The organism is Parabacteroides caecihominis (assembly GCF_023656785.1).
Lineage (GTDB): Bacteria > Bacteroidota > Bacteroidia > Bacteroidales > Tannerellaceae > Parabacteroides > Parabacteroides segnis.
This window is the reverse complement of sequence record NZ_JAMOKS010000025.1, coordinates 15,293-33,515: the sequence shown is the minus strand read 5'-3', so window position 1 is coordinate 33,515 and position 18,223 is coordinate 15,293. Positions and strand designations below refer to the sequence as shown.

Below are 18,223 nucleotides of genomic sequence, written 5' to 3'. Positions count from 1 at the left end.
ACTACTAACAATTAAATGATAACAAACTGATACCATGATTTGGAACGAAACTATTGAATGTATGGACCGCGAAGAAATGCGGAAATTACAGAGCATCCGGTTGAAACGGGTTGTCGAACACGTTTATCATAATACTCCTTTCTATCGCAAGAAAATGCAGGAGATGGGTATTACTCCGGATGATATTCAATCAATTGAAGATATTTCCAAGCTGCCGTTTACGGTAAAGCAGGATTTAAGAGATAATTACCCGTTCGGACTGATGGCTGTGCCGATGTCCGAGATTGTTCGTTTGCATGCCTCTTCCGGTACGACCGGAAAACCCATTGTTGTGGGATATACCCGTAAGGACCTGTCGATCTGGTCGGAAGTGGTGGCACGCTGTCTGACAGCTTACGGACTTACGAAGAATGACTCTGTGCAGGTATCTTACGGTTACGGTTTATTTACCGGAGGTCTGGGTGCTCATGCTGGCGTGGAAAATATCGGTGGTACCGTAATTCCGATGAGTAGTGGTAACACGCAAAAACAGATTCAGTTGATGCACGACTTCGGAGCGAAAGGTCTGGCTTGTACGCCTTCCTATGCTCTGTATCTGGCGGAAACGATCCATAACTCGGGCATTCCTTTGGAAGAATTCCAACTAAGGGTAGGAGCGTTCGGCGCGGAACCCTGGACGGAAAATATGCGTAAGGAACTGGAGCAGAAACTGAATATTAAAGCATACGATATCTACGGATTAACAGAAATCTGCGGTCCCGGTGTCGGTGGCGAATGCGAATGCCAGAACGGTACCCACCTGTGGGAAGACCATTTCTTCCCGGAAATCGTTGATCCGGTAACTTTGCAACCTGTGCCTGAAGGTGAACAAGGCGAGTTGGTATTTACTACCCTGACCAAGGAAGGTATGCCGATGATCCGTTACCGTACGCGTGACCTGACGCACCTAATCTATGAAAAGTGCGAATGCGGCCGTACCGCTGTCCGTATGGGACGTATCCTCGGACGTAGCGACGATATGATGATCATCCGTGGTGTCAACGTATTCCCGTCGCAGGTAGAATCCGTATTGCTGGAAATGCCGGAATTCGAACCGCATTACCTGATTGTGGTGGACCGTGTGAACAATACCGATACTTTCCAGATCCAGGTGGAAGTACGACCGGATTATTATTCGGATGAAATGAACAAGATGATCGCGCTGAAAAAGAAGATCGCCGCCCGTATGCAGAGCGTGATCGGCATTCAGCCTGATATAAAGATTGTGGAACCGCGTAGCCTTGAACGCAGTATGGGTAAGGCAAAACACGTGATCGACAATCGTAAGTTAGTTTAAACCCTAAAAATAGTAAAGTGCTATGCTAATTAAACAATTATCAATCTTTCTTGAAAACAAGAAAGGCCGTTTTACGGAAGTGGCAAAGATTTTGGGTGAAGCCGGAGTGAACATGTCAGCCTTTACGGTGGCAGAGAATTCCGATTTTGGTATCCTGCGTCTGATCGTCTCGGACACAGATAAAGCAATTCAGGTACTTCGTGAAAAATTATATGCGGTGAGTGTGGCTGATGTGGTGTGCCTGCATTGCCCCAACCAGCCTGGTGCATTGGCTAAGGCGATGGAGATCATAACTTCGGCAGGTATATTTGTCGAATATATGTATGCTTTCTCGCAAGGAGAGGCGGCTAATGTAATCATCCGCCCCGACAATGTGGAGAAGTGTGCGGAGGTTCTGAAAGCCAACAAACTGGAGCTTATTGCTGCCAGCGATTTATATAAGTTGTAAATATTAACGTTATGCGCTTCGTTATTTTGCAATAAAAAATGTAACTTTGCGCGCTAAAAGTATGTGAATGAAAAAGGTTGTATTTTTATTGATGATGATTACGGTCTTGTTATCCTCCTGTGGGGAATATAACAAGATATTGAAAAGTACGGACTATGAGTTGAAGTATTCGTATGCAAAGAAGTATTTCAATGCAAAGCAATACAACAAGTCTGCTACCCTGCTGGATGAACTGGTTACAATCTTTAAAGGAACTGCTTATGCCGAAGAATCCTTGTACCTGCTGGCTCAGAGCTATTATGGACAAAAAGATTATCAGACGGCTTCGCAATACTTTAATACGTATTACACCACCTATCCGAAAGGCGAGTACACGGAATTGGCCCGCTATTATTCGGGATATGGTTTGTATCTGGACTCTCCCGATCCGCGGTTAGACCAGACGCAGACGTATGAAGCTATTAACCAGTTGCAGCTCTATCTGGAGTATTATCCGCAGAGCGAACGTGCCGCCGAAGCCCAGAAGATCATGTTTGAATTGCAGGAGAAACTGGCTTACAAGGAATTACTGGCTGTAAGATTGTATTATAACCTGGGTACTTACATGCGCGACAATAACTATTTGTCTGCCGTGATCACTGCCGAGAATGCCTTGAAGAACTATCCTTATTCCAAATACAGGGAAGAGTTTATGTTCTATGTTTTGCGTTCGAAGTATGAACAGGCTATTGCCAGTGTGGAAGAAAAGTTGCAGGGTCGTTATCGTGAGGTAGTGGATGAATACTACACTTACATGAACGAATATCCGGAAGGCAAATACGTAAAACAGGCACAGAAGTTCTACGATTATGCCAGCAAGAGAATAACAGATGCGTATTAACGATATTATTTAATCAATAAAGTAAAATGGATTACAGAAAGTCTAACGCCCCTTCGAATACGGTAACCCGTGACATGATGAAGTTGTCAGCCGACACGGGAAATGTATATGAAACAGTAATGATCATCGGAAAACGGGCTAACCAGATTAGTGTTGAAATGAAGCAGGACCTGGAAAAGAAACTTCAGGAATTTGCTTCTTATAACGATAACCTGGAAGAAGTTTTCGAAAACAGAGAGCAGATCGAGATCTCCCGTTATTATGAAAAGCTTCCGAAGCCGACTCTGATCGCTGCTCAGGAATATGAAGAAGGTAAGGTTTACTATAAGAACCCTGCTAAAGAAAAGAATAACTTTTGAGAATTGAAAATTGAAAATTGAGAATTGAAAATTATATTCTCGATTTAAGATATAGGAGCAATTGTTCAACGGGCGGGTAATACGTGCTTTGTTTAAACAATTGCTCTTTTGTTCTCAATTTTCAATTTTCAATTCTCAATTTTCAATTAAAAAGATTATGTTACAAAGAATACAAACAGTTTACTTGCTTATTATCGTGGCCTTAATGGTCGCAACATTGTTTTTACCTCTTGCCATGTTGCAGGCGGGAGACCAGTTTTACTCTTTTGATGCAACAGGCGTAAGCACGATCGCTGCTGAACCGGAACTCGTTTATCCGACTTGGGGGCTTTTTGCTTTGACGGCAGTAATCTCCATCCTGTCATTGATAACGATCTTCTTATTTAAGAAGAGGATGTTGCAGATCCGTCTTTGTATCTTTAACGGGATTCTGATGTTGGGTTTCTATGCCCTGTTCGGCTTCTTTGTATGGATTTTGAAAGATCAGCTGGCTGGTGCAGCGCTGAGTGTGAAGATTGCCCTTTCTTTCCCGATAATCGCATTGATCCTGGATTATCTGGCTATCCGTAACATCGGTGCGGATGAAGCATTGGTTCGTTCGCTCGACCGCTTGAGATAAGAATAAAATACCATCCTGTTGAAGGGTGGAGGATATATGTCAGACGCAGTCACGTTATTTGAAAACGTGGCTGCGTTTTTTTTGTTTGTTAACAAGACCATGATTTAACCGGAATAATGTCATGTATTATCCTTGAGTGTTCTACATAGGCTGTTTAATAAGAGATTTATTAAAAAACGAACATTCTTTATCTGATATTGGATATCGAACCATTCCCATATCACTTCTTTTGCTGTGTGAAATTATTAAAAAAATGCCTATGATTTAAAAAAGAGAACACAGTTCAGGAAAAGGAATTAAAAACCATCCTTAGAGATCTATCAGAGTAAAAAAATTATCAAGGAAAAAACTTAAAAGAAAAATGACATTTAACATGAAGAAAGAAAACTTCCGAGGAATGAAAAACTGGAATGTGGCGTTTGCCCTTCTTTTTTTATTCTCTGCCGCTTCATCGAAAGCGGACACAGGAAAAGGCTTGGAAGCCTCTGATCCTACTATTAAAGAAAGTGCCGGAAACCTTATTGCCCAACAGAGCGAGCGGACAATAAAAGGCGTTGTGAAAGATGCTACCGGCGAAACTGTCATTGGTGCGAATGTGGCGGTTGTAGGTACGACGATTGGTACTATAACCGATGTGAACGGTAGTTTCTCATTGAATGTACCGGTGGGAGCTACCCTGAAAGTCTCATTTATCGGTTATAAAGATGTAACGATTAAAATCACGAACCAACAAAATCTGGACATTGTTTTGCAGGATGACTCGCAGGCTTTGGATGAAGTTGTTGTCGTGGGTTTCGGTACACAGAAGAAAGTGAACCTGACCGGTTCTGTTTCGGTTGTTAATGCAGATGAACTGGCTTCACGTCCGGTATCTAATGTTACGCAAGCCTTGCAGGGATTGGTTCCGGGTATGAACTTCAGTTACGGAGGCCAGGGTGCAAAAGTTGGAAGTACAATGGATATCAATATCCGTGGTACAGGTACACTGGATACCAAGGTGACAAAAGCTTCTCCATTGGTTTTGATTGACGGCATGGAAGGCGATATGAATATGTTGAATCCAAATGACATAGAGAATATCTCTGTTTTGAAGGATGCCGCCGCTTCTTCTATTTATGGTTCACGTGCTCCTTATGGGGTAGTTTTAGTAACGACCAAAAAAGGTAAGAGCGGAAAAGTGAGTGTTAACTATAATAATAGTCTCCGTTGGTCTAATGCAATCAATATGCCGAAAATGGTAAATTCTTATGATTATGCCAAGTTTATTAATCAGATCAATCTGAATGATGGGGCGACCCCGACTTTTAATGCTGAGCATCTGACACGTATTGAAGGTTTTTTGAACGGAACAAATACGAATACAACTATTCCAGATTCAAATACTCCGACTATATGGGATTGGCGAGGTAATGATAACAATGACTGGCTAAAAGAAATTTTTGGGGGAACAGGCTTTTCTCATGAACATTCTTTGAGTGTGAATGGTGGCAATGATAAATATCAATATTATCTCTCTGCTAATTATATGAAGCAGGATGGTATTGTCCGTTACGGGGATGAAGATATGAAGCGGTATAATTTTACTGCAAAAATCAATGCGCAACTGGCTTCCTGGTTAAAAACGAATTATAGTACTAAATTTATCCGTAAGGATTTAGATCAACCGAACACGTTGAACGACCATCTTTTCTATTATAATACACAACGTCGTTGGCCGACTGAACCTGTATTTGATCCGAATGGAAATTATCTGGTTGGACTTACTAAAGAATTGATGTGGGGCGGTAACAATAAACACCAGACAGATTGGATGTACCAGCAATTACAGTTTGAAATCGAACCGATCAAGAATTGGAAGACTTTTGTTGAATTCAATTATAAAACCATCAATCTGATGGCTGACGAACCCAGATACAAGGTTCCGAACTGGAATGTAGCCGGGGATGTTTATTATTCATCAGGAGCAAAGTCGAGCATGAATACTTATTCGGAACGTACTAATTTCTTCAATACGAATATATACAGTGAATATACGTATCTGCTGAAAGACCATACATTTAAGGCAATGGTCGGTTATCAGTCCGAATCTAATTACTGGAGGAAAATAGGTGCACAAAAAGACGATTTGATTTCTGAAAGTGTAACAGATATTACGGTTGCAACAGGAAAAGAATATCTTACTGGAGGCCGTAACCATTGGGCGACAGCCGGTTTTTTTGGACGTATCAATTATGACTATGCCGGACGTTATCTGGCTGAAGTAAATTTGCGTTATGACGGGACTTCCCGTTTCGCAAGCGATCAGCGCTGGAACCTGTTTCCTTCTTTCTCTGCAGGCTGGAATATTGCACGTGAAGCATTTATGGAGCCGTATACGGATATTATCAATAATTTGAAACTGCGTGGTTCCTGGGGACAGTTAGGTAATCAGAATACGGTAAATCTTTATCCGTACATTCAGACAATGCCTTTCTACCCTTCTTCCAATACGAACGAAAATACATGGTTAATAAATGGGGGACGCCAGAACAGTTCAAAAGCTCCTGATTTGATTTCCGCTTTGCTGACTTGGGAAACAATGAGTTCCTGGAATGTCGGCTTTGACTTGGGGATGTTGCGTAATCGTTTGACTATGAGTTTTGATTACTTCGTTAGAAAAACGTTTGATATGGTGGGACCGGCTCCTGAACTTCCGGTTATTTTGGGTACTGCCGTGCCGAAAGCTAATAATGCGGATATGCAATCTGCCGGTTTTGAGCTGGATGTTGCCTGGAGGGATCAGATAAACGATTTTCGTTATGGCGTGCATGTCTTGTTGTCTGATGACCGCCAGAAAGTATTGAAATATCCGAATGAAAGCGGTTCACTTTCAACTTGGCGTGAAGGACAATATCTGAACGAGATTTGGGGATTGACAACTATCGGTATTGCTAAATCACAGGAAGAGATGGATGCTCATATCGCCTCTTTGCCGAATGGCGGACAAGGTGGATTGGGTACTTCTACTTGGTTGGAAGGTGATGTTATGTATGCCGATCTGAATGGTGACGGTAAGATAACGAAAGGAAATACCGTGGATGATCCGGGTGACCGTACAATTATCGGAAACAGTACGCCGCGCTTCAAATTCGGACTTGATCTGGATGCTGCATGGAAAGGATTCGACTTGCGTTTGTTCTTCCAGGGAGTCGCAAAGAGAGACTGGGCTTTTGGTGGCGGACACTTGGTTTATTGGGGGAATGCCGGAGGTATCTGGAACTCAGCTATGTTTGAGACAAACTATGATTTCTACCGTCCCGATGGCGACACTTGGTTGGGGGCAAATAAGGGTGCCAAATTCCCGCGTCTGACGTCGAGTGGAAAGAACAGGGAAACACAGACTGCCTATATTGAAAATGCCGCTTACATCCGTTTGAAAAATCTACAATTGGGATACACATTGCCAAATACATGGACACAAAAAGTGGGGATCTCAAATTTGAGAATATTCTTCTCCGGTGAAAATTTGTTTACAATAACCGGTATTCCCGATGGTATTGATCCTGAAACGCTTGGTATTGGAGATTACGGAAATGGTTCCGGTTCTTATCCGCTGACTCGTACGTATTCAGCAGGTGTTAGTGTTAACTTTTAATTAGAAGACAGATATGAAATTATTTAATAAATATGCCATTTTATTGGCTGGTAGTTTGATGTTATTGCCATCTTGTAACGATTTTCTGGATAAAACTCCGATTGCTGCTGTTACACCGGATACTTATCTGTGGTCGGATGCAGATTTGGGAGCTTATGCATTAAAACAATATAGTTTTACGACACATCAAGGAGCTGGAATCGGTATTTGGGCTAATGATAATCATACTGATAACCAGGCTACAAGTTCGTATGACAATCGGTGGGTACCGGGAGAATGGAGAGTGAAAGATCATTATGATAAAGATTCCGATGATCCTTATTATTTTTCTGGGATTTATAATTGCAATTACTTTTTAGAAACAGTTGTACCTCGTTATGAGGAAGGTACCTTGACCGGTTCTGTAGATATGGTGAAACATTATATCGGAGAGGTATATTTCCTGCGTGCCTGGAACTATTTCAGCAAATTACAGACTTTCGGTGATTTTCCGATCGTGAAGGAAACATTGCCGGATGAGAAAGGAGTATTGGTTGAGGCTAGCAAACGTCAGCCACGCCATCAGGTTGCCCGTTTTATTTTGGAGGATTTGGACAAAGCGATCGGATTCTTGTCTGATAATCCGACTGGAGGAACTAATCGCATTACGAAAAAGGCAGCTTACCTGGTAAAATCGCGTGTCGCATTGTATGAAGCCAGCTGGGAAACTTACCATGCCAACACGGCATTTGTTCCGAACGGACCAGGTTATCCGGGGCCACAAAGCGATTATAACGCCCAAAGTGAAATCGCATTTTTCCTGAAAGAATGTAAGGATGCGGCGGCGGCGGTTGCTGATAATGTTCCTTTGGCAACAAACAGCCATGTATGGGCGGATGGTGCTGCAAAGATGAATAATCCTTATTTTGCCCAGTTTTCTGTCAATGATATGAGTGGTTATCCTGAAATCCTTTTATGGAGAGATTATAGTATTGATTTGAATATAAGACATTCTGCTGGTTTTTATATTCGTGTAGGGGGAAACAGTGGTTTTACCCGCCAGTTTGTAGAAACATTCCTTATGAAGAACGGATTACCTGTTTATGCAAACGGAAGTGGTTATAAGGGCGATATGAGTATAGGGGATGTTCGTGCCGATCGTGATGAACGTTTACAACTTTTCATGATGACTCCGAGCGAAGTATTGACAGAAGGACAGGTTGAATTTGTGGATACATTGTCCTCACTGCCCAATATCCTTGCTAAGGAAGAAAGCCGTAATGTTACCGGATATCAGCTGCGTAAAGGGTTGTCTAATAACTGGAGCCGCGACTGGGACGAATCGGAAGAGGGTTCTCCGATCTTCCGCGCTACCGAAGCATATCTGAACTATATTGAGGCTTCCTGTATCGAAAACAATGGTAGCAGCATTGACGGTAAAGCACAGGGATACTGGAGACAGTTACGCGAAAGAGCCGGTTTGCCGAGTGATTATAATGTAACAGTCGCAGCTACAGACTTAGGTAAGGAAAGCGACTGGGCAGTGTATTCTGCTGGTCAACAGGTTACTCCGTTACTGTATAACATTCGCCGCGAACGTCGTTGTGAATTGATGGAAGAAGGCTTGCGCATGTTCGACCTGAAACGCTGGAGAGCATTAGATCAATTGAATGCGACCTGGCAACCGGAAGGTGTCAACCTGTGGAAATCTGGATTATCCCAGAGATATGTTGATCGAGGGATAAACCTTGTTTCCGACGGATCTGATGTGGCTAATGTCTCTTCTCCGGACAAAAGTGCTTACCTGCGTCCTTACGAGATCATAAACAAAGTATCTAACCTGATGTATGGAAAAGGTTATGATTGGTGTGATGCACATTATCTGAGTCCTATTTCGATCGTACATTTCCGTAATACGGCTGAGAATCCGGGCGACCTGACAACTTCCGTGATTTATCAGAATCCGGGATGGCCTCTTGTTGCCGATGAAGGTCCGAAGGTTAAATAAAATATATAAACTTTGGATTAATGGCAGAGTTTAGATTTTGTCATAGGTATTCAGCATAATTGATGTGAAAGGTTTCCTCCTCCGTGACGGAGGGGGAGCCTTTAAGTTAGTATCTGTTGAATTTTCTGATATTTCAAGCTATAATTTAAAAACTATTTATTATGTCAATATTAATTAAAGCAATCCAGCGTGCTAATCCGCGGGACAAGAATGCACCCAAAAAATGGTATGTCGTTCAAAACTCCACCGGATTGATCGGGGAGACCGAAGTTGCCGACCTCATTGCTGATGAGACGACACTTAATCCGGCAGAGGCTTTGATGTCTCTTCGTCAATTTCGAAAAATATTGCAACGTCTGATGTCGGACGGGCATAGTGTGAAACTCGGTAATTGGGGTACGTTTTCTCCATCCCTTAACAGTAAGGGTAAGGATAAGAAAGAAGATCTGAAGGCTACGGACATTAATTGTGTAAATATTAATTTCCAGCCCGGTGAAGAATTGAAGACAGTTATGCAAAAAGTGGACTTTGTATGGATCGACAAGCTGGTTGAAGGCAAGACAAATACCGGTGGCGGTTCTGGCGAGTCTGGTGGTGACCGTCCGGAGATTGAATAATTTCTATTTTCTGAATGATTAAAATTTCCTCTCCGGTTTTCCGGAGGGGATTTTTATTTCGGCTTTTCGGGTAGAAGAACTCTGTTTCGCAACATGAAGGAGTAAACTCCGCAACATGAAGAGACTTGCTTTGAAACATCAAGAAGTCTTTTCCGAAACTTGAAGAAGTCAGTATCGTGAGATGAAGAGGTTGGCTTTGCGAGATGAAGAAGTCAACTTCATGAGATGAAGAAGTCGGAATTTCGAGATGAGGAACTTATAAGTTTTCCCTTATTCAGGTGCAGGTTTTGGTATATTTTACATTTATATATAATTTGTTTTTTATTCCGAAAAAGATTTTTACCTTTGGCACATCGTTCACTATCGGACGTCCAACCATTTAAAACCTTGTACTATGGAACAGTACGTAAACATTATGTTAGATCGCGGCTTCAAAGCCGTATTCGGTAACAAACAAGTAGCTATCGACTTTATCAATGCCGCCTTGGAGGGCGAGCGACAAGTTAAAGACTTGACTTACCTGGATAAAGAAATTTTACCCGAGTCATTGGACCAGCGCACAGTTATTTTCGATTGTCTTTGTGAAGATGTAGATGGCACGAAGTTTATTTTGGAGATGCAGAATTGTCCCCAACGCTATTTTTTTAACCGTGGATTTTATTATATTTGCCGAATGATCTCCCGTCAGGGACAGATAGGTTCGGGGTGGAAGTATGAACTTCTTCCCGTGTATGGTATCTACTTGTTGAACTTCAGCTTGCCGGAGTTTTATTCCTGGCGAACGAACGTAGTCTTGGCGAATGAAGAAACAGGTGAATCTTTTGGTGAAGTCAAACTGAAACAGATTTATATTTCGTTTGAGTTGTTTAATTTGAGTAAAGAGGAATGCGTAACTCCTTTTGAGAATCTGATTTATATATTGAAGAATATGGATATATTTGATATGTCTCCTTTCAAGGAGGAAAATGAAGCGTTTCGTCGTATACTCGATGCTGCAAACGTGAATGCAATGACATCCCATGAACGTGACGTGTATGACGAAGTCCTGAAGCGTTATCGTGATTGGCGATGTACGACCGAATATGCTATCGAACAAGCCGAGGAGAAAGGTTTGAAGAGAGGCATGGAAAAGGGCCTGGAAGAAGGTATTGAAAAAGGTCAGCAAGAAGCTTTGCAAAGAACTGTTCAAAACATGAAAGCGATGCAAATATCGACTGATGTCATAATGAAAGCAACTGGTATGACTTCCGAAGAGATCGAACAGCTTTAAAGATTTATATTAAGAAGATAGCCATAAAAAATCCCGGGGAATTTTTCTCTCCGGGATTTTTTGTAATATGAATAAGGTTTGCAACAGTCTGTTACTTTATCGGCCGGATAATAAACTCGAACGTTGCCTTCTTTACCGGGACGAGGTATTGAGGCAATACACCCGGGCCGCAGGTAGCTGTTCCTACGCCGGCCTGTTCAGCATCCATATGGACGGTGACTGTGCCGCTTCGTTTCAGTTGGTTGATATGCGTGGATGCATCGATATTGCTGTCCGCGAAAGGAACGATACTGAATTGCCATGGGTGGGCAGCCGTTACGTGCAGGCCGTTACCGGTTTCGTTGGTGATTGTTGCCCAGCGCATATCCGTGCGGTTACCTGTCGATTGCGGTTTGACGTAATAATGGAACATACGTTCCGCGTCTGTCCGGTCGATGGCGATACGGCCGCTTTGGATACGGTCTGTGTAGGTTTCTCCGGTACGTCCCAGATAGGAAACCTGTGCATATTCGGCAGGCATTTCAAAGGTCAGTCCGATGCGTGCCAACGATTTGACGATGGTGGTGTCCGGGGTAAAGGTAGTCGCTATCTTTACTGTGCCGTCAGGGTTGACATTATAGTGCTGTGTCGCTGTCCCTACTGTTTCGGATTTGTCATTCAGTAGTGCCAGGGTTGTCTGTACGCTGTTCTTGCCTGTGCGGAAAGCTGTTGCTTGCTGGCTGAGTTTGTCGAGGCCGGCGGTTTTCCAGAGGCGGGTACCATTGTGGTCGCGGTTATCGTTGTCGGTAATCGGACGGTACAGGCTGATGGTGAGAGGGGTTGAAAGTAACTCTTTACCATCGAGTTTGTAAGATGTCATGGCTCCTGTCTCCGGGGAGAAAGAGATGCTTATACGGTCGTTGTTGAACGTGTTGCCGTCCTGTTTCAACGCTGATGCTTTCAGACCCGGATATTTCGGCTGATAGTTTTTATTGGCTGCCAATACAAACTGGTCGTAAGCAACTTCTTGAGTAGTCGGCAGGAACGGACGTGTCTGCTTAGGTGTCCAGCTCAGGTTCAGGAAGACTTCTTTGCAGTCTTTCGGTAAAACGGTTTTACCCAGTGTCAAAGTAGCTGTCTCGTGAGGGAGGCAATCGACGGTTTCCGTTCCCTGGCGGACAGTGCGGCCGTCGTCTGTAACCAACTGCCAGTTTAAGGAATATTCGTTCAGGTTGCTGAAGTCGTACCAGTTTTTAATGGAGAGGGTCAGATTGCGTTCGTCTGTCAGTTTTGTCTTGATATACTGGTAGACTTTTTTCACTTCGTTCAGATGCGGATGCGGTTCACGGTCGGCGCTGACCAGGCCGTTACAGCAGAAGTTGTCGAAACTGGGGATACCTTTAGGACCGTAATCGCCGCCATACGACCAATACCAGTTGCCATTTTCATCCAGTTCGCGGAAAGACTGGTCCACCCAATCCCAGACGCAACCACCCTGTGCCATCGGTTCGTTTTCGAATACGTCCCAATATTCTTTCAGGCCGCCGACACTGTTACCCATCGCATGCACATATTCACAGAGGATAAAAGGACGGTAGATTTTCGGTTCCTTCTGGTTCAGATATTCTTTGATTACGTCTACGCTGCGGTACATGCGGCAATAGATGTCGGTATTGTAGTTTTGTTCGGCACGTTCGTACTGTACGGGGCGGTTCTTCTCGACCGATTTCAGCCAGTCGTAGGTACGTTCGAAGTTGATGCCGTTGCCAGCTTCGTTGCCCAGCGACCAGATTACGATGCAGGGATGGTTCTTGGAACGTTCGTACATCCGGCGGGTGCGGTCCATATGGGCCGGGAGCCAGGTACTGTCTTTAGCCAGCGATTCGGGACCGTATCCCATTCCGTGCGATTCGATGTTGGCTTCGTCGATCATATAGAGGCCGTATTCGTCGCAAAGTTCGTACCATAACGGGTCGGTCGGGTAGTGGGAGTTGCGTACGGTGTTGATGTTGTACTGCTTCATCAACTCGATATCTTTCAGCATCAGTTCGCGGCTGACCGTACGGCCCAGTTGCGAATGTTCATGACGGTTGGTCCCTTTCACCAATGTCGGTACGCCGTTCACACAGAAGCGACCGTCTTTGATTTCGGACGTGCGGAAACCTACTCTGCCTCCGGTCAGTTCGGTTTCTTTGCCACCAGCGTCTTTCAGGGAGAGGATAAGCGTATACAGGTTCGGATGTTCGGCACTCCAGGCTTTTATACCGGGGATTGTCGCTTCTTTGAATGTAATCCGGCTGTTTTCTCCGGCAGGGATTTTTGCTTCCTCTTTCAGGATGGTTTTGCCGTCGGCATCTTTCAGTTGGTAAGCGATGCGGGCGTCCGGATTGGCCGGACCGGCAATCTGAACGTCCAGATTGAAGATTCCGTCTTTGTAAGTATTCTTGTCGAGAGTGGAAACTACCTTGTAGTCGGCAATATACTGCCGGGGCGTGCTGTAAAGGTAGACGCTCCGTTCGATACCGCTCAGGCGCCACATGTCCTGGCATTCCAGGTAGGAGCCGCTGCTCCAGCGATAGACTTCCAAGGCTACGGTGTTCTCGCCCGGTTTTAGCTTATCGGTAATATCCCATTCTGCCGGGGTTTTAGACCCCTGGTTATATCCTAGTTTTTCCCCGTTCACCCATACATAATAGAAAGAGATGACGCCTTCGCAGCAGAGAACCACGCGGCGACCGTCCCAGTCTGTCGGAACGGTAAAGGTGCGGCGGTAAGAGCCGACTTCATTTTCTTCATAAGGGACGAAAGGCGGATTCTTCTTGAAGTTGAACATCGGGTCGTCGAACTCATACGTTTCGTTTACGTAAATGGCGGTACCATATCCCTGCCGTTCCCAGTTGCCGGGAACGTTGATATCTGCCCATCCTCCGGTATAGAAAGAAGGCTTGTAGAAATCTTTCGGGCGGTTGTCCGGGTTCTTTGTCCAATGGAATTTCCATTTTCCGTTCAGGCTTTGGTACCAGGGGGACGATTCGTGGTCGCGTACGGACACGGCTTTCTCGTTCTCAAAAGGCCAGACGTAAGCATGCGGTTCCAGTTTGTTGAGTCCGGTTGCGTACTGGCTTTGCCACTCGGGCTTGTTGTTGTCTGTCGACCCTGTAGCCGCCTGGAGCATCCCCAGGCAGCACAGAGCGAAAATAGATAACCTCGTTTTTCTCATTTGTATTTTAGATTGATATGTTTCATTGTACTGTGACTTCATCTATATACATCCAGGTTCCTTGTCCGGGACGTGTATGGTCGTCCGGGCATTTACCGGGATTTTTCAGGGCGACTCTCAGGTAACGGCCTGTTGCTTTCAGATTGTCGAATGTCTTGTCTTCGATGCGGATTCCTTCGCGGAATATTTCTTCCGGAGTAAAACTGCGTTCTGCAACCTGCGTATATGCCTGGTTGTCGTCTGAGACGGACAACGTAATCCGGCTGGGGATATGTGCGCCCATTCCGTAATTGGTGATGCAGCCGATTGTTATTCCATTCATTGCCTCCGTTTTTCCCAGGTCGATCGTAAAGGTTGCATCTTCATCGTACCAGCCGCACCATTCGAAGTCAGATTGTTTGTTGCTGCCCCGTAATCCGTTGGTCAGGCGGTATGTCTGGCTGTTTCCGTCCTGAACGGGGCGGGCGGTGGCCTTGTTCCAATGGAGCGGGAGGGTCAGGTTTTTTCCCATTTGTTTGCCGTTGGCAAAGGTTGCAGCGTTGATTGTGATATCGTTGGTGACAACCAGTGAGTCGGTGTACAGGGATGATGTGGCGACCGGCTCGTTCCCGTCGGTCGTATAACGTATCTCCATATCCGGTCGGATACAGGTGAGGGCAACTTTCAATGTATCGTTGTTGCCTGTTACCAGATGGTCGATGTTGAACATGGAACGGGCGTGGTTTACTCCCAGATAATCATAATGTTGTGTTAATACATCCAGGCGTTTCAGGAAGCCGGGCCAGTCTTTCCGGTCTTTTCCCGACCAGGCTATTTCGGCAACGGCGGCCAGACGGGGGAAAAGCAGGTATTCGACATCTTCTGCCGAATAGCAGAATTCCGTCCACATACATCCTTGCACGCCTATCAGGTTGGCGGCAACTTTCGGATCCCAATCCGGCTGTATAGGTTCATAGTCGTATACGCCTTTTAAGGTATTGTTTCCGAAATAAGTACGTGGTTCAAACCATTGCGGGCCCTGATAGCGAATCAGGTAGAGGACGCGTGCCGGGGTCATAATAAACTTATGTCCCAGTTGCCCTGCCTCATATCCGGCCGTCCCCATTCCTTGCCATCCCAGGATTGTGGCGCCGTCGGGTATTTTGCTGTTGATGAGTTCGTCCCATCCGATGACCTGCTTGCCTTTACTTTTTACATAATCGGACATGCGATTCATGAAATATCCCTGTAAATCTTCAATGTCCGTGTATCCTTCGGCTTTCATCCGTGCCTGGCAAAGCGGGCATTTCTTCCAGTTCTTTTTAGAGGCTTCATCGCCTCCCAGATTGATATAGGAAGAGGGGAAAAGGTCGGCCACTTCGTCTATCACATCTTCCAGAAAAGAAAATACTTTGTCGTTGCCGGCGCAATAGACGATTTCAGAGGCATGTGTACCCATTCCCGGAATGACGCTGATAAAATCTTTTACTATGGGGCATGCCAGTTCCGGGTAAGCGGCCAGCGAGGAATTGGTATGTGCCGGCATCTCTATTTCCGGAATGATTTCGACCTGGCGGGCATTCGCATAGGCAATAATCTCTTTCATATCCTCCTGTGTGTAAAATCCGCCTACGGGTGTCGGTTCACCCGGTTTAGCATTTTTGCGTTGGGAGAAATCCCCTTCGCGTGCAACCCGCCAGGCACCGACTTCCGTTAACCGGGGATATTTCTTTATTTCCAGTCGCCAGCCGTTTCCGTCGACGAGATGCAAATTTAGTCTGTTCAGTTTCAGCATAGCCATGTAATCAATGATTTTGATTACATTTTCTTTAGGAATGAAACAGCGGGAGACATCGAGTAATAATCCGCGGTAGGGGAAACGCGGACTATCCTGTACGTTTAATGCCGGTACGTTCCATTGGATATTACTAACCGGTTCTTTGTTTTCTATGGCGGGAGGAAGCAACTGGCGGATTGACTGCACGGCATAGAAGAATCCTTCTTTGCCGGCTGCCTGGATAGAGATACGGGATGGGGTTATATCCAGTTTATAGCATTCTTTTACGAGTGTTGTGTCGGTAGAAAAAATGACGGAGGCGGAAGCGGCGGACGAGCCAGTGTTTACCACAGGTGTAAATCCGGCAGAAGAGGTAAACAAATCAGCTAATAATCCGGCAATCGGTTCCTGTTCCCGGTTCTCGACCTGGATGACAGTATTCTTGCTGAATGTGAAATGGCTGTTTCCGGCTACTTGTTGTTCCGGTAGCGGGATGATATTCATTTCAGCCGGACCGGAGGTGGTGCATCCGGTAACTAACCAGCCAATAAATAAAAAAAGAAGGAGTTTGCCTTTTGCCATTTGATATACTTTTAGTGTTAACAATTTCGCTTTTATACTACCGGAGTATGCTGTTACAAATGTAGATGTATAGTTGGTGGTTAATGTCAGGATTTGTACAAAAAACTTCAATATTTGTCCAGAAAAGGGGAGAAATGTTGATTCCTAAGTGTTATTGGAGGAATATTAGTTCCGTAAGAACTCATGTTCTCTTATTTATTCAGCAAAGATATAAAAAGATTTTTTTACACAAAGATGCTTCTCTTATAGTTTATGGGCCAGGATTTTATTTCTTACTTAATTCTAACAAGTATACGGTAAAATTTAGTGAAGCGATATATAGTGTTTTATAGTCAGGCTGTACACCCTAGATTCTAAAACAGTAACTATTCCTCTGGTTATTCGTTATAATAAGCTACCTGTAAACTACCGAAGTATTTAATTCAATGACTAATTCTTTAATAATCTATTGATTAAGATACAATGGCATGAGTTCTTACGGAACACTGGTATTAATCTATTAATCAAACATTGAAGGTGTTGGCTACAAGAGTGTATATATATTTATTTTATGTCTTTTTTTGTTATTCGGCTCATACAAGCGTTATATCAGGAATGACCTGGTTCATGTTCTGTTGTAGCTTATTGGTTATAATAGGGCTGTTCTTTGTTTTCTGTCTGATCGTGAAAAAGCGGAAAAAGAAATCATCAGTTACACGTCTGCATTGGGCAGGGAAAGTGGTTGATGCCAATCTGCACAGGTTATTCACGGACTTTTCTGTAGGAAAGTATTCCGTTCTGATTATGGAGGATGAACCGGAACTTCTGAATTATCTGAAGATTTCATTGAAAACACATTTCAGGCAAGTGTATGTGGCGGAAGAAGGGGGAGAAGCATTGAATATCGCTGTGCATTGTGTACCCGATATTGTTGTTTGTGACATGATGATGTCTCGTATGAATGGCTTTGAATTTTGCCGGCAATTAAAAAGCACGCCGGAAGTCAGCCATATCCCGGTTATTTTGTTGACTGCCAGGGCAGACCAGGGTAGTACGATACAAGGATATAAAGAAGGAGTAGATTTTTATTTGCCGAAACCGTTTGATCTGGAGTTCTTGCTGGTAATGATCTGTAATCTTTTAAAGAACAGGGAAGCGGTTAAGCAACGTTATAAAAGCGATATTGCAGTCATTTCTCTTAAAGAAGATACGATTAGCAATGCGGATGAGGTATTTATGAAGAAACTGAATGAATTGATCGGGAGACAGTTGGAAAACCCAGACCTGGATGTGAACTATGTCGCCACGCAAATGGCAATGAGCCGTGCCTCCCTGTATAATAAGCTGAAGGCATTGACCGATATCAGTATCGGCGATTATATTAATAAATTCAGAATGACCCGTGTGATGGAACTGCTGGCGGATAAGAATCTCAGCATCCTGGAGGTTTCAGAGAAGGCAGGGTTCGCCAACCAGCGTTATTTTAGTACGGTATTTAAACAGGCGTACGGAACGACTCCGTCCAAATACCGTCAGGAACATTTCAGTTGAAAATTC

General features: G+C 44.3%; 12 protein-coding genes. 10 read left to right on the top strand and 2 right to left on the bottom strand.

Annotated features, from left to right (window positions below; all coding sequences use genetic code 11):
• Window positions 1-34: 34 nt before the first annotated feature.
• From NBH14_RS19310 to NBH14_RS19270, 9 genes are all read left to right on the top strand, one after another.
• A complete protein-coding gene (locus NBH14_RS19310; protein WP_128134662.1) occupies window positions 35-1,336 on the top strand; it encodes a phenylacetate--CoA ligase family protein in 1,302 nt (433 codons plus the stop codon).
• A 22-nt stretch (window positions 1,337-1,358) separates the two neighbouring features.
• Window positions 1,359-1,784, top strand: a complete 426-nt coding sequence (locus tag NBH14_RS19305; RefSeq protein ID WP_007658150.1) for an ACT domain-containing protein — start codon at window positions 1,359-1,361, stop codon at window positions 1,782-1,784.
• Window positions 1,785-1,851: 67 nt separating this feature from the next.
• Window positions 1,852-2,664 (top strand): outer membrane protein assembly factor BamD, encoded by an 813-nt coding sequence (locus NBH14_RS19300; protein WP_007658148.1) that lies wholly within the window; start codon window positions 1,852-1,854, stop codon window positions 2,662-2,664.
• A 26-nt stretch (window positions 2,665-2,690) separates the two neighbouring features.
• Window positions 2,691-3,023 carry a DNA-directed RNA polymerase subunit omega gene (locus NBH14_RS19295; RefSeq protein WP_122363083.1) on the top strand — a complete coding sequence of 111 codons (333 nt, stop codon included), beginning with the start codon at window positions 2,691-2,693 and terminating at the stop codon, window positions 3,021-3,023.
• 157 nt (window positions 3,024-3,180) lie between these two features.
• On the top strand, window positions 3,181-3,642 hold the full coding sequence (locus NBH14_RS19290; RefSeq protein WP_128134661.1) for a DUF4293 domain-containing protein: 462 nt from the start codon (window positions 3,181-3,183) through the stop codon (window positions 3,640-3,642).
• A 373-nt stretch (window positions 3,643-4,015) separates the two neighbouring features.
• Entirely contained in the window at window positions 4,016-7,276 is a 3,261-nt protein-coding gene (locus NBH14_RS19285) for a SusC/RagA family TonB-linked outer membrane protein (RefSeq protein WP_250817712.1), read from the top strand.
• A 13-nt stretch (window positions 7,277-7,289) separates the two neighbouring features.
• On the top strand, window positions 7,290-9,263 hold the full coding sequence (locus NBH14_RS19280) for a RagB/SusD family nutrient uptake outer membrane protein (RefSeq protein WP_186959245.1): 1,974 nt from the start codon (window positions 7,290-7,292) through the stop codon (window positions 9,261-9,263).
• Between the two features lie 161 nt (window positions 9,264-9,424).
• Window positions 9,425-9,880: an HU family DNA-binding protein gene (locus tag NBH14_RS19275; protein WP_186959246.1), complete on the top strand. Its 456-nt coding sequence runs from the start codon at window positions 9,425-9,427 to the stop codon at window positions 9,878-9,880.
• Window positions 9,881-10,274: 394 nt separating this feature from the next.
• Window positions 10,275-11,150 (top strand): Rpn family recombination-promoting nuclease/putative transposase, encoded by an 876-nt coding sequence (locus NBH14_RS19270; RefSeq protein WP_186959247.1) that lies wholly within the window; start codon window positions 10,275-10,277, stop codon window positions 11,148-11,150.
• Window positions 11,151-11,241: 91 nt separating this feature from the next.
• Here NBH14_RS19270 and NBH14_RS19265 read toward each other — a convergent pair whose 3' ends face one another.
• Complete coding sequence (locus NBH14_RS19265) at window positions 11,242-14,349, bottom strand: glycoside hydrolase family 2 TIM barrel-domain containing protein (RefSeq protein WP_186959248.1); 3,108 nt, start codon at window positions 14,347-14,349, stop codon at window positions 11,242-11,244.
• Between the two features lie 22 nt (window positions 14,350-14,371).
• Complete coding sequence (locus tag NBH14_RS19260) at window positions 14,372-16,687, bottom strand: family 20 glycosylhydrolase (protein ID WP_250817711.1); 2,316 nt, start codon at window positions 16,685-16,687, stop codon at window positions 14,372-14,374.
• 663 nt (window positions 16,688-17,350) lie between these two features.
• Between NBH14_RS19260 and NBH14_RS19255 the strand changes: the two genes are divergently transcribed.
• On the top strand, window positions 17,351-18,217 hold the full coding sequence (locus NBH14_RS19255) for a response regulator (RefSeq protein WP_233567190.1): 867 nt from the start codon (window positions 17,351-17,353) through the stop codon (window positions 18,215-18,217).
• Window positions 18,218-18,223 lie beyond the last annotated feature (6 nt).

What these genes read in the sequence shown, in the direction of transcription:
- NBH14_RS19310 (WP_128134662.1), top strand. Translation starts at nt 35, where the DNA reads ATGATTTGGAACGAAACTATTGAATGTATGGACCGCGAAGAAATGCGG.
- NBH14_RS19305 (WP_007658150.1), top strand. Translation starts at nt 1,359, where the DNA reads ATGCTAATTAAACAATTATCAATCTTTCTTGAAAACAAGAAAGGCCGT.
- NBH14_RS19300 (WP_007658148.1), top strand. Translation starts at nt 1,852, where the DNA reads ATGAAAAAGGTTGTATTTTTATTGATGATGATTACGGTCTTGTTATCC.
- NBH14_RS19295 (WP_122363083.1), top strand. Translation starts at nt 2,691, where the DNA reads ATGGATTACAGAAAGTCTAACGCCCCTTCGAATACGGTAACCCGTGAC.
- NBH14_RS19290 (WP_128134661.1), top strand. Translation starts at nt 3,181, where the DNA reads ATGTTACAAAGAATACAAACAGTTTACTTGCTTATTATCGTGGCCTTA.
- NBH14_RS19285 (WP_250817712.1), top strand. Translation starts at nt 4,016, where the DNA reads ATGAAGAAAGAAAACTTCCGAGGAATGAAAAACTGGAATGTGGCGTTT.
- NBH14_RS19280 (WP_186959245.1), top strand. Translation starts at nt 7,290, where the DNA reads ATGAAATTATTTAATAAATATGCCATTTTATTGGCTGGTAGTTTGATG.
- NBH14_RS19275 (WP_186959246.1), top strand. Translation starts at nt 9,425, where the DNA reads ATGTCAATATTAATTAAAGCAATCCAGCGTGCTAATCCGCGGGACAAG.
- NBH14_RS19270 (WP_186959247.1), top strand. Translation starts at nt 10,275, where the DNA reads ATGGAACAGTACGTAAACATTATGTTAGATCGCGGCTTCAAAGCCGTA.
- NBH14_RS19265 (WP_186959248.1), bottom strand. Translation starts at nt 14,349, where the DNA reads ATGAGAAAAACGAGGTTATCTATTTTCGCTCTGTGCTGCCTGGGGATG.
- NBH14_RS19260 (WP_250817711.1), bottom strand. Translation starts at nt 16,687, where the DNA reads ATGGCAAAAGGCAAACTCCTTCTTTTTTTATTTATTGGCTGGTTAGTT.